Below are 14,510 nucleotides of genomic sequence, written 5' to 3'. Positions count from 1 at the left end.
TGATAAGTCTGCCACGGACGCGCAACGCACCCGCACGCCGGTAGCGTCCCAACAACGCGGCAGCTCGCATTCCTGCCCCTGACCGGAGGAGACCGAGAGAATGGATGGACTGAATTTCACGCTCGGCAATGCGCGTGACGACCTGCTTCGGGACAGTGACGACTGGGACAAGTTCAGCCAGTTCTGGGAGGACCTGCCGCTGGACCCGTACATGGGAGACGGCGGCACTTATCGTCGCCGCAAGCACTCCGTGATCTCATACACCGTCGCCGACGGCACCGTCGCGTCGGTCGCCCAGGACGGCTTCCTGCAGAGCAGGGAGATAAACCGTCTGAACGGCGGCGTCGTCCGCCGCTTCGAACCGGTGGACCAGGCTCTGCTGGACACTTCCGTGTTCCGGCGGATGCTGGCGCACTTCGTCGCGCGCATCGCGGAGATCACGCCAGACGGTGAACCTGTGGCTCCTGTCCGTCGGATCAACATCCATCAGCACCGCATCGTCGCCACCGAGAAGGAAGCCGGGAATCCGACCCCGGAGGGAATCCACCGGGACGGGGTCGAGCACATCGTCATGATGCTGATCGCACGGAACGGCATCACCGGCGGGGCCAGCACGCTCTACGACAACGCCGAGTCACCGGTACTGACCCACACCCTGAGCGACCCCGGGGACTACATATTCCTGGACGACCGCACAGGTCTGCATTCCGTGTCTCCGGTACGGGTGGCCCCGGCGGCTCCGGAGGGGTACCGCGACATGTTCTTCCTGGAGTTCTGCTGACGAAGAGGAGCTCCCGAGACAGGTGCACCCGGCCGGCGCCGGGGAACACGTGGAGCGGGGCGGAGCGGGCGGAGGACCCCCGGTGGTCCGGGCCCGGCAGCCCGGCGAGGACCGCTGTCGCTGCTCCGCCCCGCCGGGTACCCGGCTCCTTCGCGCAGCCGGGCGGAAAGGCGCCGGGGTCGAACGCCGCGGGTGATCCGGGCGGCACGGGCGGGTCACCTCACCGGTCCGCAGCGTCACCGGGCCGAGCCGGCAGTGGACCATCCGGCCGCTCCGCCGGATCGGGCGGCTGCCCGGAGCGGCCGATCGCCGTGGCTCGGGGCCCGGTGCACGCCTCCGCCGACGCCCGACCGCCCCCTGGCTCTCGTTCTCGGCCAGGGGGCGACGTGACGCCTCACGACGATCACCTCGGCGCGGGTGGCGACGTTCTCGCGGGTGTGCAGCGCCGTGCGCCCGCCGCGCGGGTGAGTCCGTCCATGTCCTCCCCGGCCCGGGCGGCCTGCCGGCCGACCGCGTTGCCGCCGGAGCGGACCGGCATCCGCCGCACCATCAGGCCCGGCTCGATACCGAAGGCCTCCTCCACCGTCCAGGTCCACGCCCCAGCCCCGACCCGCGAAGTACGGGGCCGGCCATCACTCACCGGGCCGGTGCGGCCATCGCCCGGGCTCCGTTCGCATAGCGGGACAGCACGACCTGAGCGTCTTCGCTCTTGAGAGCCGACAGCAGCTCGGACACCTGCTCGTGACCGCGCACGACGTTGACGGTGCGGCACTGACGGGTGATCAGGACGGCTCCCTCGTGGAGCTGCTGGTAGCCGAAGAGGCGTGAGGTACGCATGGTTCTCCGATCGATGAGGGCCAAGGGTCATCGGCTCGGACGGCCACCTCCGACCGTCCTGCCGCGTGAAAGAAGCTACGCGCAGCCCGGCACCGCGCGCGTCCGCGGCAAATTCAATGACGGAGATGCACCGCGTTGATTCAAGGCCCTTTCGGCTACGAGCCCCGTGTGCCGAGGTAAGCGACGCGCTTAGTCGCAGGAGAGAAAGATCAACACGACGTGTCTCCGCGAATGCATTCACCGGGGACGCACCTGACGTCGGTGCGGCCGTACCGTCTTTTCCGATGTGGCAGACCGGCGGTCCGCCTCGGAACAACCGATTGAAAGGAATTCACCACATGCCCACCATGCAGGCCTGTCCTGAATGTGAGGACGAGGTGCAGATCAGCCAATCGGCGCGGCTCAACGAGATCATCGATTGCGCGGGCTGCCGAAGCGAACTGGAGATCGTGGCGCTGAGTCCGACGGTGCTCGCCCGCGCGCCCGAGGTCGAAGAGGACTGGGGAGAGTAGCGGCCGCGATCAGGCACGCGCGGTTCATCCGGGCTCGACCACGGCCCGCGTCAGGGACGGTCGGCCCTCCCCGCCCCGTATCCCATCCGATTCCCGGCGAACTGGAGACACTGTGACCACCGGACCGCTCATGGTCATCAAGTGCGGCGGCAATCCGTCCGTCGACGCCGCGGGCATCTGCGCCGACGTCGCCAGGCTCGCCGGCGAAGGACAGTCGATCCTCCTGGTGCACGGCGGCTCCGGGGAGATCGCACGACTGGCCGGGAGACTCGGTGTCCCGCAACGCACCCTCGTCGCCCCGGACGAGGTGTCCACCCGGTACACCGACCCGGCGACCCTGGAGGTGGTCATCCTCGCGCTGGCCGGCGGGGTCAAACCGAAGATCGTCGCGGAGCTGTCCAGGCTCGGGGTGCCCTCGGTCGGTCTCACCGGCCTGGACGGCGGCATGCTGCGCGCCCGCCGCAAGTCCGTCGTGCGCTCCGTGGTGGACGGCCGCACGACCCTGGTCCGGGACAATCTCAGCGGCCGTCTCGGCGAGGTGCGTACCGAACTCGCCGAATCCCTGCTGCGCTCCGGCTTCGTGCCGGTGGTCTCGCCGCCCGCGATCGACGAGCACGGTCAGCCGGTGAACGTCGACGCCGACCGGGTCGCGGCCGCGCTCGCGGCGGCACTCGGTGCCGACCGGCTGGTGCTGCTGACCGGCGCACCGGGAGTGCTCGCCGATCCCTCCGACGAGACCAGCGTGCTGAGCACCTACGAGGTACCCGCGGCCGGTGCGCCCGGTCGGCGCATCGGCGGTGGCATGGCGCTCAAGCTCGTCGCGGCGCGGGAGGCGCTGACCGGCGGAGTGCCGTCGGTCCGCATCGCGGACGGGCGGGTGCCGGACCCGGTCAGCCGAGCCCTGGCCGGATCCGGCACCGCCGTGACGATGAGTCCGCGATCCGATCACCGGCTCGACCCTGCCCTTCCGTCCGCGGTATCCGCCCCACAAGGAAAGTAGTTGACGATGCCAAGCAGTTCCTCGGCGCAAACCAAGCGCGTTGCGTTCGTCGACGCGTTCGCGATGGGACGCCTCCTTCTGCCCGTCATGAACCGGCTCGGCATGGAGTGCGTGCACGTCCAGTCGCCGCACCCCGACGTCCACCTGGTCCGGCTGCCGTTCCCCGAAGGCTTCGTGGCCAACGTGCGGCACCACGGCGACGTCGCGGCCACCGCCTCCGCGCTGCGCGAGCTCGGGGTCGGCTGGGTGATCTCCTCGGGGGAGTCGGGCGTCGAGCTGACCGACCGGCTCGCCGCCGAACTCGGCACTCCCGGCAACGGGATGAGCCGGCCCACGTCCCGCCGCAACAAGTACGACATGGTCCTGGCCCTGCGCGCCGCAGGCGTGGAGTCCGCGGCCACGATCGTCTCTGCCGACGCCGACGAGATCATCGAATGGGCCGAGACGACCGCGGGTTATCCGGTCGTCCTGAAGCCGGTCTCCAGCTGCGGCACCGACAACGTCGTGGCGTGTTCGTCCGCGGACCAGGTCCGTGCCGTCCACGAAAAGATCATGACCAGTCCCGACCGCCACGGCCTGCCCAACACGGTCGTCCTCGCGCAGGAGTTCCTGGACGGGGACGAGTACTTCGTCAACACGGTCAGCCGGGACGGCAGGCACCACACCGTCGAGATCTGGCGGTACTACAAGACGCGGCTCCCCGGCGGCAACATCATCTACGACTACAACGAGCCGCTGTCACCGGACGATCCGGAGGCCAAGAGGGTGGAGGCCTACGCCCACCGCGTGCTCGACGCCCTGGAGGTCCGGAACTGGGCCAGCCACACCGAGATCATGATGACCGCCAGGGGACCGGTGCTCGTCGAGTGTGCCGCACGCTTCGGCGGGGGGCAGGTCCCGGACATCGCCCGTCGCTGCCTGGGCACCAACCAGATCGAGCTCGTGGGCCTGTCCGTGGTGGACCCCGACGAGTTCGACCGACTGCCCACCACCGCGTACCAGTTGCTGGAACGTCTGCGGTACGTGCATCTCATCAACCCGAATGACCACGGCGTGGCCCCGTCCGACGAGGCGATGGCCGCCATCCGCGCACTCCCGTCCTACGCGCACGCCGTCACGACGCATCCGGCGGGGGACCCGCTTCCCCGGACGGTCGACGTCGCGACCCAGCCGGGGTACGTGATCCTCATCTCCGAGGATCCGGAACAGCTCCGTGCGGACTATCAAAAGCTCCGGGACATCGAACGCGACCACCTCTACGCCAACAGCCCACGATAGAAGACCGGGCCGCCGAGTCGGAGTGCGGCGCACCAGACGGAGGAGCCACGTTGTCCAGCAATGTCACACCCGCCGGCCGACAGCCGGTCGCGGCGGTCCACGTGCGCCCCGAGTCGGCGGCGTGAGTACGGAGACGGCGGACCGGGCGCGCGCCGGCGAGCCGCGATTCCGTGACGCCCTGCGCGGTCTGCCCCGCCGGGTCTGGATCATCAGTCTCGGCAACCTGATCCTCCAGGCCGGCAGTTTCCTGCCGGTGTTCATCGTGCTCTACGTGACCCAGCGCGGTCATTCCGCCGGGGCCGCGGGGCTCGTGCTGGGCGCGTCCGGTCTGGGCCGGGTCCTGGGCAACGTCATCGGTGGCCATCTCACCGACACCATCGGCCGACGATGGGCCATCCTGCTGTCCGTCATGGCCACCTCCGGGCTGACGGCGTCCGTGCCGTTCCTCGGACCGCTCCCGGCGATCATCGCCGTGGTCGGCCTCATCGGCCTGGTGTCGCAGATCTACCGGCCGGCCATGGCGGCGGTGCTGATCGACTCCGTGACGTCCGCCCGGCAACGGCTCGCCGCCTTCGGGGTGCTCCGGTTCGCCCAGAACATCGGCTCCACCCTGGGCGGCGTGCTCGGCGGCGTGTTGGCGAGCATCTCCTATGCGGGGCTCTTCCTGGTGGAGGCCGCCGCGCTCCTGCTGTTCGGCGTGATCGTGGCCGTGCTGCTGCGCGACGCACCGCAGCCGCGGTCCGGTTCCGGCACCGCGGAGACACGGGCGGACCCGGCGGTCGGATACCGGCAGGTGCTCGCCGACCGCACCCTGGTGCGCTTTCTGCTGATGACGGTGTTCTCCATGTTCGCCTACATCCAGACCGCCGTCGGTCTGCCCCTGCACGTTCACGACGTGGGGCTGAGCCCGCGTGACTTCGGTCTTCTCATGGGGCTCAACGGTCTGCTGGTGGTGCTGCTGGAGCTGCCCATCACCGGCGTGCTCTCGCGGTACCGGCCGGAGTACGTACTGGCCGTCGCCAACCTGCTCACGTGCGGCGGTCTCGCGCTGTCCGGGTTCACCGCCGGAATGGCCCTGCTGGCGGCGACGGTCGTGATCTGGACGTTCGGCGAGATGGCGTATTCCTCCGTCGTCCAGTCCCACCTGGCGAGTCTGACTCCGCCGGGCATGGTCGGGCGTTACCAGGGGCTGTACGGCGCGGCATACGCGCTCGGCACGGGCGCCGGACCCGTCATCGGCGCTGCCGTGTACGCGATCGGCCCGTGGGTGCTGTGGACCCTGGTCGGCGTGCTGGGGCTGGTGTGCGCCCGGCTCAGTCTGCGGCTGCGCGGCCCGGACGCCGTGGCCGACGAAGCGACGTCCCAGCCCGGCGACGCACCACCTGGGCGCACCATCTGACGGAGGACTCCGTCCTGGGCCGGGGTCGGCATGCCGACCCCGGCTTCGGCTTTCCCGACCCACCGGGGCCAGTACAGGCGCCGCACGCCTTCGTGTCGCTGCCGCGGTCCCCCGCTTCTTGCCGCTGCCGTGGTCTTGTCGCTGCCGTGGTCCCGCTGCCTGTCGCTGCCGTGGTCTTGTCGCTGCCGTGGTCCCGCTGCCTGTCGCTGCCGTGGCCTTGTCGCTGCCGTGGTCTCCACGAAAACACCGCGGGCCGCAGGGGTTCTCCTCCCTGCGGCCCGCGGCGGCGTGTTCCGGCCCGCCGGCCTACGCCTGGCCCCGGGGCCGCAGCCGCAGGCCGTGCATGCCGTTGTCCACGGCGAGCACCGTGCCCACCGAAGCGCTCGACAACGGGCTCGCCAAGTAGGCGATCGCGCCCGCCACCTCGTCGGCCGTCACCAGACGACCCGTGGGCTGGAACGCGTCGAGCGCGGCCCGGGCGGCCACCGGATCAGCCGCCCGCTCCAGCGACCGGCCGATCCACGGGGTGTCCGCGGAGCCGGGGGCGACGCAGTTGACCCGGATGCCCTCGCGGACGTGATCCGCCGCCATGGCCAGCGTCAGCGCGTACACCGCCCCCTTGCTGGTCGAATACAGCGCTCGCTGCTCCACCCCGGCCCACGCCACGATCGAGCAGGTGTTGACGATCGACGCGGCGGGTGAGCGCCGCAGGTGCGGTATCGCGTGCCGGGCGACCCGGACCATCCCGACCACGTTGACGTCCAGTACGCGCAACCACTCGTCATCACCGTTCGCGGTGACGTCCCCTATGGCGCCGATGCCGGCGTTGTTCACCACGACGTCCAGCCTGCCGAACCGCTCGACCACGGCGTCGACGGCGGCTTTGACCTGGACGTCGTCGGTGACGTCGACCTGGACGCCCATGATGCCGTCCGGGAGCCCCTCGGGCTTCAGATCGAGAGCGGCGACCCGGGCTCCCCTGCTGCTGAGCAGATTCGCGGTGGCCAGGCCGATTCCCGACGCACCGCCGGTGACGATCGCGACCAGTCCTGCGAAGTCACTCATGAGTTCTCTCCAGTCCACTCGATGGTCAAGCCGGCCCGATACGGCGGTCCGGTTCAGGCCAGCACGTCGGCGATCATGTCGACGCCGAGGTCGATCTCCTCACGGGTGACGACCAGCGGGGGCGCCACCCGGAGGTGTCCCTTGGCCTCCTTGCACAGCAGGCCGCGCTCGGCCAGCGCCTCCGTCACCCGGCGCCCGGCCACACGCTCTTCGCTGAGCTGCACACCGGCCCACAGGCCACGCCCACGGACCTCGGACACGCCGTCCAGTTCGCCCAGGCGGAAGTGCAGGTGCGCGCCGAGTTCGCGGGAGCGCTCCTGGAACTCCCCGGTGGCCAGCAGCCGCACGGTCGCGCGGCCGACCGCGCACGCCAGCGGGTTGCCGCCGAAGGTCGAGCCGTGGTCGCCGGGCGTGATCACGCCGAGGACGTCGGCGCGGCCGATCACCGCGGACAGCGGCAGGAGTCCGCCGCTCAGGCTCTTGCCCAGGGTGTACATGTCCGCACGGACCCCCTCGTGGTCCAGCGCCAGGGTCGTGCCGGCGCGGGCCAGTCCGCACTGGACCTCGTCGGCGACGAACAACGTGTTGCTGTCGTCGCAGAGTTCACGGACCTCGGCGAGGTATCCCTTCGGCGGGACGACCACGCCGGCCTCGCCCTGGATCGGTTCCAGCAGGACCGCCGCCGTGTTCTCGGTGATCGCCGAGCGCAGCGCCTCGATGTCGCCGAACGGCACCACCTTGAAGCCGGGCGTGAACGGGCCGAAACCGGCCTGGTGGTTCGGGTGCGTGGAGAACGAGACGATGGTCGTGGTACGGCCGTGGAAGTTCGCGTCCGCGACGATGATCTCGGCGGCTCCGTCCGGCACGCCCTTGACCTGGTAGGCCCACTTCCTGGCGATCTTCACCGCCGTGTCGACGGCCTCGCCGCCGGAGTTGGAGGGCAGGACCATCTCGGTGCCCGTCAGCTCCGCCAGTTCCCGGCAGAACGGCGCGTACTGGTCGTGGTGGAACGCACGGGTGCTCAGCGTCAGCCGGTCGAGCTGTGCCTTCGCCGCGGCGACGAGGTCGGGGTGCTGGTGGCCGAAGTTGACCGCGGAGTACCCCCCGTGGAAGTCGAGGTAGCGCCGGCCTTCCAGATCGTTCATCCAGGCGCCTTCCCCGTGGGTGAGCACCACGGGGAACGGCACGGAGTCATGAGCCCCCCAGCGCGCGGCAAGGTCCATGTGGTCCTGAGAGGAGAGGACGTCCACAGTCATGGCGATACTCCTTTTGCAGGCTCCCTGACGGGGCCGTTGTCGTCGACAATCTGTGCCACATGGGGAAACTACGAACCCACCGCACCGCACACGTCCGCGACAAACGCACCGCGCCTACGCGCTCCGATTACTCACGTCGAATCCGTGGTGTCCGCCGGGGCGAGTGGCCGCGCAGGGAACGAACTGACGCCCGCCACGGTAAGCAAGGCGTTCAGCCGTGGCAGAGCAAAGTCAGCGCGACGTGTCCCCGCGAATGAAATTGTCGCGGACGCACAGGGTGTCGGTGCGGTCATACGGTCCTTCTCGGCGCGGCAGACCGGTCGTGTCGGCCCAACAGCCAACGGTCCTGTTACGGAGGTCACGTGTCAGCGGTGTCGACGATCGAATGGACGGAAGAATTCGCCCGGGCTGTACGCAGACTCATCGACGTCTCCGTCGACGACTACTACAACCCGTACCGGACCTTTGAGTGGCCCGAATCCATCACGCCGGACGGTCTGTGGATGAGTCGGGAGCTGCTGTCCGTCTACGGCACTGCCGCAGAACGGGAGCTGAGCCCCGAACAGCTCGTGGAACTCTCGCGCTGGGAGAGCGTCAACCTCTACAGCCTGATCGCCCACGGCATCAGGGAGCTGCTCATCGAGGTGATGCGCCGCATCCACACGCCCGGCTACGAGATCCCCACGCCGTACTTCCACCACTTCATCGGCGAAGAGAACGAGCACATGTGGTTCTTCGCCGAATTCTGCCTGCGCTATGCCGGTCGCATTTATCCGGACCGGCGGATGGTGTTCCCGACGGATGAGCGCGCACCGGAGATGAACAACTTCATCGTCTTCAGCCAGATCCTCATCTTCGAGCAGATCGGTGACTACTTCAACGCCCACATGGCGGCCGACGAGAAACTGCCGGACACGGTACGGGCGGTCAACCGAATCCACCACCGTGACGAGTCCCGGCACATCGCTTTCGGCGGCAAGCTCGTGAAGGCGCTCTTCGACGAGGTCCGCCGGACGCACTCCGCCGAGGAGGTCGAAGAGGTCGGCCATTATCTGCGCGGCTACATCGACCTGATCATCCAGATGCTGTACAGCCGCGACGCCTACCAGGACGCCGGTATCCCCGATCCCGCGCGATTCCGTGCCTCCGTCATGGCTGATCCGGCAAGGGCGCCGATCAACGCTCGCATCATCGAACGAACCAACAACTTCTACCGACGCATCGGCCTGTTCCACTGACGGGAGATCTCATGCCGACGTTTGTCGCACCTGGAATCGCGGTCCTCGAATCCGAGGAGGCCGCCCTGTTCGATGCTCTTGAGGCCCGCTTCCAGGACATCGCTCTCGCGCTGGGGGCCCGACCGGTGGCCGGCCCGGCCCTGCTCCCCGAGGAGGACCTGGCACGCCTGGACTTCTTCCGCAACTTCCCCCACCTCGGACTGCCCGTGACCACGCTCACGGACCAGGCCCGTGAGGAACTGGCGCGGGGGGAGGCCACGACTCCGTCCCCCGAGCACCCTCTCGTGTCGACCGGCTGCTACCTGCCCACGGCGACCTGCTACGGCCTGCTGGTGTCACGTCGGCAGCGGGACATCGCGACCCCCGAGGTCATCACGGCGATCGGTCGCTGCTTCAGGAACGAGGAGCACTACGACGGCCTGCGCCGGCTCCGTGCCTTCCATATGCGCGAAGCGCTCTACATCGGCAGCCAGGACGGTGTGGTGGACCATCTGAACCGGTCCACCGAGCTCGTCCTGGGCCTGGCCGACCAGCTCGGGATCAAGATGCGCAAGGAGCCCGCGACCGATCCGTTCTACCTCGGTGACGGGGCGCGGTCGGTCCTCAACCAGCTGGATCCGGTGAAGTTCGAGTTCGTGTCGGACGACGGGACCGCCATCGCGTCGGTCAACCGCCACCGCAACTTCTTCGGTGAGCGCCTGAACATCTCCTTCGGGGAGGAATCCGCCTACAGCGGGTGTCTGGCGTTCGGTGTGGAGCGCTGGGTCCATGCGCTCCTGCAGGTGCACGGCGACCCCCAGCGGGCGCTCGTCGCAGTCAACGAATCGGCAGCTTAGGAAGGTGTGAACATGGAGGAAATCATCAACTGGATCCGGTCCAAGAACCCGGGTCTGGACGCAGAGATCGCCGGCGACACCGATCTCATCGAATCCCGGCTCATCGCGTCGGTCTCGTTCCTGGAATTCATCGGTCTTCTGGAGGAGCTCACCGGAAGGCAGATCGACGTCAGCTCGTTGAGCGTGGCCGACTTCCGCACCATCGACCGGATCAACGAGAACTTCTTCGCACCGGTGGCCTGAACCGCCGGCCTGAACGAGAGAATCGGAGGAGCGTCGTGGACGTTGTGCCCGGGATGCCGGCTGGTGCGCTCCTCGGTGGTACCTCGCCGCGGCGGCTCGGAGAGCTGCCCGGGCCGGAGCACGGAGAGAAGGGCGGGATCGCCGGGTGCAGCGCCGGGCAGGCCCGGACCCGGCGATCCGAACCGCAGGGCGGAGCAGAGTGTCCGTGACCGACGTCTGGTACGTCGGCGTCGACCAGGTGCCCGAGTCGCTCGCCGTACTCCTGGACGAGCGCGACCGCGCCCGCCGTCGACGGATCCTGCTCGAGGCGGACCGCAATCGCGCTCTCGCCGCATGGGTGCTGGCGCGCCTCGTCCTCGGCGACAGGCTGGGCCGGGATCCGTCGGCCCTGAGCTTCGACCGGACCTGCGCCCACTGCGGTGACCCGGGACACGGGAAACCGGTCGTGGAGTCCGCCGACCCAGGTCTGGACTTCTCGCTCTCCCACGCCGGAGGGCTCGCCGTGGTCGCCGTCTCGGATCGGACCGTCGGCCTCGACATCGAGGACGCCACGGCCGGGGCGCGGCCACCGGCTGCGGCGCTGACGGAGCGGGAACGCGCGACCTGCTCGGACTACGCCGACTTCGCACGACTGTGGACGCGCAAGGAAGCCGTGCTCAAGGCCGCCGGCAAGGGACTTCAGATCCATCCGGGGCGCATCGAGGTTCTCGGATCCACGCTGCGTGCGCTGCCCGAGGAACTCGGGCGCCCGGAGGAGTACACGCTCCGGGACCTCCCGCTGCCCGCCCCGTACGTGGGGTCGCTCGCGGTGCTCGGGCCCGCGCCCTCTCCGTCCGTCCGCAGCGGCACGGACCTCGTCAGGGATGCCGCGCAGGTGTTCCCGTCGCTGCTCCCTCACAGCCGCATCCACGGATAGCCGTTCGCCGGCGATCCACCGCGTGGTCGGTGGTTCGACCGAAAGCGCCGCGGGCCGCGGGGAAGAGATCCCCGCGGCCCGCGGCCGTGTGCCTGCGTCACCTTCCACCCCGGGGCTCAGATCCTGCGGGCGACTCCACCGTAAAGGGCGGATTCGGTCCGGGGCCCGGCAGTCTCCCCGGTGGGATGCCATTGAGATGCCAATACCACACCGGGCGGGACCAACTCGAAATCACCGAAGAAACGGGCGACCTGTTCCCGGGTTCGAGGATGCATGTCCTCGAAGGCGCGCTTCAGCGTCTCCTCGTTGTTACGGTCCCCCCAGGGAATGTCGCCCGCGATGTGGGAGACGACGAGATAGCTGCCCCGGGGCAGAGCCTCGCGCAGCGCCGCGGTGATCCGGGCCGGGTCCGCGCTTTCCGGAACGAAGTGCAGGACCGCGCCCAGGACACAGGCCACCGGACGGCCGGAACGGATCAGGGCCTGGACGGCCGGCCGGGCCAGCAGCTCTTCGGGGTTCTGGATGTCGCCCAGGACGAAGTCCGCTCCCTTCTGACCGGCGATGAGCTCGCGCGTGCGCCGCCCGACCTCGGGATCGACGTCGCAGTAGACGACGGAACCCGAAGGGGACTCCCGCAGGGCGATCTCGTGCGTGTTCGGCGACACGGGGAAGCCGGAACCGATGTCGATGAACTGGTCGACGCCCTGCTGGACCAGCCAGCGCACCGCCCGTGACAGAAAGGCGCGGTTCGCCTGCATCGTCGTCAGCAGGTCGGGGGCCTGCATACGGATCCAGGCACCGGCCGCCCGGTCGGCCTCAAGACCGTTCTCGCCGCCTATGAAGTAGTCGTAGACCCGTGCGGGGTGCGGATCCGGGCGTTTCTCAAGGTTTTCGATGGTCATGATGCGGCGCACTTCCCCTCGATTCCGTATGGCGCTCTGGATCGTTGCCGAGGAAAAGGGTGGCACGGACGGGGGCCATGCCGAAGTAAGCAGCATGCTTAGCCGCGGGAAAGAAAGATCAACGCAATGCGCCCCGGGCATGAACTTGTCGCGGACGCGCCTGGTGTCGACGCGATCGTAGCGTTCTTCCCGGTGCGACTCCCGCACCTCATCGTGCACCGTCGACACCGAAGAAATGGGGGCGTTTCAATGCCGCTTCATCCCGTCGTCGAGGGTATCAGGAACTATCGCCTGGCAACCGGCTTCACCCCGCTCTACACCATGTCGGTGGAAGAGGCCCGAAAAGCGGATGCCGCAACGGAAGCCTCGGTCTGGGACTGGATCGAACAGCCCAAAGAGATATTCGACATGGATATCACCGGTCCGGCCGGCCCGATGACGCTCAGGGTCTACCGCCCGCAGACGGAAAGCGAAGACCCGCTTCCCGTACTGGTCTATTTCTTCGGCGGCGGTTTCGTCGTCGGCTCCCTGGACACGTCCGAGGCGTTCTGCCGTGCACTGTGCAGCATGGTTTCCTGCGTGGTCGTCTCCGTGAGCTACCGGCTGGCGCCCGAGCACCCGTTCCCGGCAGCCATCGACGACTGCTTCGCCGCCGTGAGATGGGTGGCGGAGAACGGGTCCCGGATCGGCGTCGACGGTTCGCGCATCGCCGTCGCAGGGGACAGCAACGGCGGCACCCTGGCTGCGGCGGTCTCCCTGATGGCCAGGGACGAGGACGGGCCTCGGATCAGCGCCCAGGTGCTCGTCTACCCGGCGATGCGCTACGGCTCGGCGACGGATTCCATGCGCGAGAACAGGGATCCGATGTTCTTCAACGGCCACTCGGTCCCGTGGTTCTGGGACCTTTACCTCGCCGATCCCGCCGACGGCGACTCGCCCTACGCCTCACCGCTCAACGCAACCGACCACAGCGGGCTTCCCGCCGCACTCATGATCACGGCCGAGTTCTGTCCACTGCGTGACGAGGGCGGGGCCTACGCGGAGGCACTCGCACTCGCCCAGGTGCCGGTGGAGCACCGCCAGTACGCGGATCTGCCGCACGGCTTTCTGTCCATGGCGGCAGTACTCGACACCGCCAGGGAGGCACTGGACGGGATCGTCGATTTCCTGCGCGGGCGGTTGGGACTGAACGAAATTGGATGTGAGAGCAGTGGTACCTGAAACACCCGCGACGTCCGAGCCCGAAAACGGCTTGACCGACGTCGACCTCGCCATCGTCGGTGCCGGCCCCACCGGCCTGTACGGCGCGTACTACGCGGGTTTCCGCGGCCTGAGCACCGCGGTCATCGACGCGCTGCCCGAACCGGGCGGTCAGGTGGCTTCGATGTATCCCGAGAAGCTGCTGTACGACATCGCCGCGCACCCCGCCGTCACGGGCCGCGAGCTCGTCGACAACCTGGTGCGCCAGGCAGCGCCCTTCGAGCCCCGCTACCTGCTCGGCCACACGGCCACCACCCTGACGGCGGACGGCCCCGGCTGGATCCTCGGCACCGACCGCGGTGCCCGGATCCGCGCCGGAGCCGTCCTCGTCGCCGCCGGTCTGGGCAAGGTCACCCCGCGCAAGCTGCCCTGTGCGGTTCCGTACGAGGGCCGAGGCGTGGTCTACCACGTACCGCGTCTGGAGGAGCACCGGGGCCGCGACGTGGTGATCGCCGGCGGTGGGGACAGCGCGGTGGACTGGGCGGCGGCGCTGGCCCCGATCGCCCGGTCGCTCACCCTCGTCCATCGCCGGGCGTCCTTCCGCGCCCATGAGCACAGTGTGCGGCAGCTGTACGGGGCCCCCGTACGCGTCCTCACCGAGGCCCAGGTGGTCGCCTGTCACGGAGCCGGCCGCCTGGGATCCGTGGACGTCCGCACCGCGAGCGGCGCCACGCTGAACCTGCCCGCGCACACGCTGATCACCGCACTGGGCTTCGCCACCAACCTCGGTCCCCTGACCGGCTGGGGGATGGAGCTGCAGTACCGGCAGGTCCGCGTCGACGCCGCCATGCGCACGAGCCTTCCCGGGGTGTACGCCGTCGGCGACGGCTGCACCCATCCGGGCCGCGTTCCCCTCATCTCGGTCGGCTTCGGCGAGGCCGCCACCGCCGTCAACCACGCCGCCGTGGCACTGCGCCCCGGCGCCCGCCTCGCCCCCGGCCACTCCTCTGACGCCCATCCCGAACTGGTCCCTGCGTAGGAGCTGAG

At 69.1% G+C, this 14,510-nt stretch carries 16 protein-coding genes; 11 read left to right on the top strand and 5 right to left on the bottom strand.

Features of this window, described 5'->3' with window-relative positions; genetic code table 11:
- Positions 1-100: 100 nt before the first annotated feature.
- Positions 101-781 carry a 2OG-Fe dioxygenase family protein gene (locus tag AC5WS8_RS13390; protein ID WP_496103581.1) on the top strand — a complete coding sequence of 227 codons (681 nt, stop codon included), beginning with the start codon at positions 101-103 and terminating at the stop codon, positions 779-781.
- Between the two features lie 403 nt (positions 782-1,184).
- Here AC5WS8_RS13390 and AC5WS8_RS13385 read toward each other — a convergent pair whose 3' ends face one another.
- The gene (locus AC5WS8_RS13385; RefSeq protein ID WP_496103580.1) at positions 1,185-1,364 is read right to left on the bottom strand and encodes a hypothetical protein; all 180 of its coding nucleotides are present in this window, start codon (positions 1,362-1,364) and stop codon (positions 1,185-1,187) included.
- 53 nt (positions 1,365-1,417) lie between these two features.
- A complete protein-coding gene (locus tag AC5WS8_RS13380; protein ID WP_496103579.1) occupies positions 1,418-1,618 on the bottom strand; it encodes a hypothetical protein in 201 nt (66 codons plus the stop codon).
- Between the two features lie 338 nt (positions 1,619-1,956).
- Between AC5WS8_RS13380 and AC5WS8_RS13375 the strand changes: the two genes are divergently transcribed.
- The 4 genes from AC5WS8_RS13375 to AC5WS8_RS13360 all read left to right on the top strand — a co-directional run bounded on the left by AC5WS8_RS13375 (position 1,957) and on the right by AC5WS8_RS13360 (position 5,807).
- Positions 1,957-2,130, top strand: coding sequence for a lysine biosynthesis protein LysW (locus tag AC5WS8_RS13375; protein WP_355900967.1), 174 nt, complete (start codon positions 1,957-1,959; stop codon positions 2,128-2,130).
- Positions 2,131-2,242: 112 nt separating this feature from the next.
- Complete coding sequence (locus AC5WS8_RS13370) at positions 2,243-3,130, top strand: [LysW]-aminoadipate kinase (protein ID WP_496103578.1); 888 nt, start codon at positions 2,243-2,245, stop codon at positions 3,128-3,130.
- A 6-nt stretch (positions 3,131-3,136) separates the two neighbouring features.
- Positions 3,137-4,408, top strand: coding sequence for an ATP-grasp domain-containing protein (locus AC5WS8_RS13365; protein ID WP_496103577.1), 1,272 nt, complete (start codon positions 3,137-3,139; stop codon positions 4,406-4,408).
- Between the two features lie 121 nt (positions 4,409-4,529).
- Positions 4,530-5,807: an MFS transporter gene (locus AC5WS8_RS13360; protein WP_496103576.1), complete on the top strand. Its 1,278-nt coding sequence runs from the start codon at positions 4,530-4,532 to the stop codon at positions 5,805-5,807.
- 306 nt (positions 5,808-6,113) lie between these two features.
- Here the strand turns inward: AC5WS8_RS13360 and AC5WS8_RS13355 are convergent, their stop codons facing one another.
- Complete coding sequence (locus AC5WS8_RS13355; RefSeq protein WP_496103575.1) at positions 6,114-6,872, bottom strand: SDR family NAD(P)-dependent oxidoreductase; 759 nt, start codon at positions 6,870-6,872, stop codon at positions 6,114-6,116.
- 53 nt (positions 6,873-6,925) lie between these two features.
- Positions 6,926-8,128, bottom strand: a complete 1,203-nt coding sequence (rocD, locus tag AC5WS8_RS13350) for an ornithine--oxo-acid transaminase (protein WP_496103574.1) — start codon at positions 8,126-8,128, stop codon at positions 6,926-6,928.
- 371 nt (positions 8,129-8,499) lie between these two features.
- On the opposite strand from rocD, the gene AC5WS8_RS13345 reads away from it, so the two are divergent.
- From AC5WS8_RS13345 to AC5WS8_RS13330, 4 genes are all read left to right on the top strand, one after another.
- Positions 8,500-9,366: a diiron oxygenase gene (locus AC5WS8_RS13345; protein WP_496103573.1), complete on the top strand. Its 867-nt coding sequence runs from the start codon at positions 8,500-8,502 to the stop codon at positions 9,364-9,366.
- An 11-nt stretch (positions 9,367-9,377) separates the two neighbouring features.
- Positions 9,378-10,202 (top strand): aminoacyl--tRNA ligase-related protein, encoded by an 825-nt coding sequence (locus tag AC5WS8_RS13340; protein ID WP_496103572.1) that lies wholly within the window; start codon positions 9,378-9,380, stop codon positions 10,200-10,202.
- Between the two features lie 12 nt (positions 10,203-10,214).
- Positions 10,215-10,445: an acyl carrier protein gene (locus tag AC5WS8_RS13335; protein WP_496103571.1), complete on the top strand. Its 231-nt coding sequence runs from the start codon at positions 10,215-10,217 to the stop codon at positions 10,443-10,445.
- A 205-nt stretch (positions 10,446-10,650) separates the two neighbouring features.
- Positions 10,651-11,361 (top strand): 4'-phosphopantetheinyl transferase family protein, encoded by a 711-nt coding sequence (locus AC5WS8_RS13330; RefSeq protein ID WP_496103570.1) that lies wholly within the window; start codon positions 10,651-10,653, stop codon positions 11,359-11,361.
- 116 nt (positions 11,362-11,477) lie between these two features.
- Here AC5WS8_RS13330 and AC5WS8_RS13325 read toward each other — a convergent pair whose 3' ends face one another.
- A complete protein-coding gene (locus AC5WS8_RS13325; RefSeq protein ID WP_496103569.1) occupies positions 11,478-12,491 on the bottom strand; it encodes an SAM-dependent methyltransferase in 1,014 nt (337 codons plus the stop codon).
- Between the two features lie 21 nt (positions 12,492-12,512).
- Here AC5WS8_RS13325 and lipP1 point away from each other — a divergent pair, with 21 nt between their 5' ends.
- Both lipP1 and AC5WS8_RS13315 read left to right on the top strand, forming a co-directional pair.
- Positions 12,513-13,484: a LipP1 family hormone-sensitive lipase gene (gene lipP1 / locus AC5WS8_RS13320; protein ID WP_496103568.1), complete on the top strand. Its 972-nt coding sequence runs from the start codon at positions 12,513-12,515 to the stop codon at positions 13,482-13,484.
- Between the two features lie 31 nt (positions 13,485-13,515).
- On the top strand, positions 13,516-14,502 hold the full coding sequence (locus AC5WS8_RS13315; RefSeq protein WP_496103567.1) for an NAD(P)/FAD-dependent oxidoreductase: 987 nt from the start codon (positions 13,516-13,518) through the stop codon (positions 14,500-14,502).
- Positions 14,503-14,510: the final 8 nt, after the last annotated feature.

The organism is Streptomyces sp. PTL18 (genome assembly GCF_059510295.1).
The sequence above is the reverse complement of the archived record's forward strand: the minus strand, read 5'-3'. Positions and strand labels throughout refer to the sequence as shown.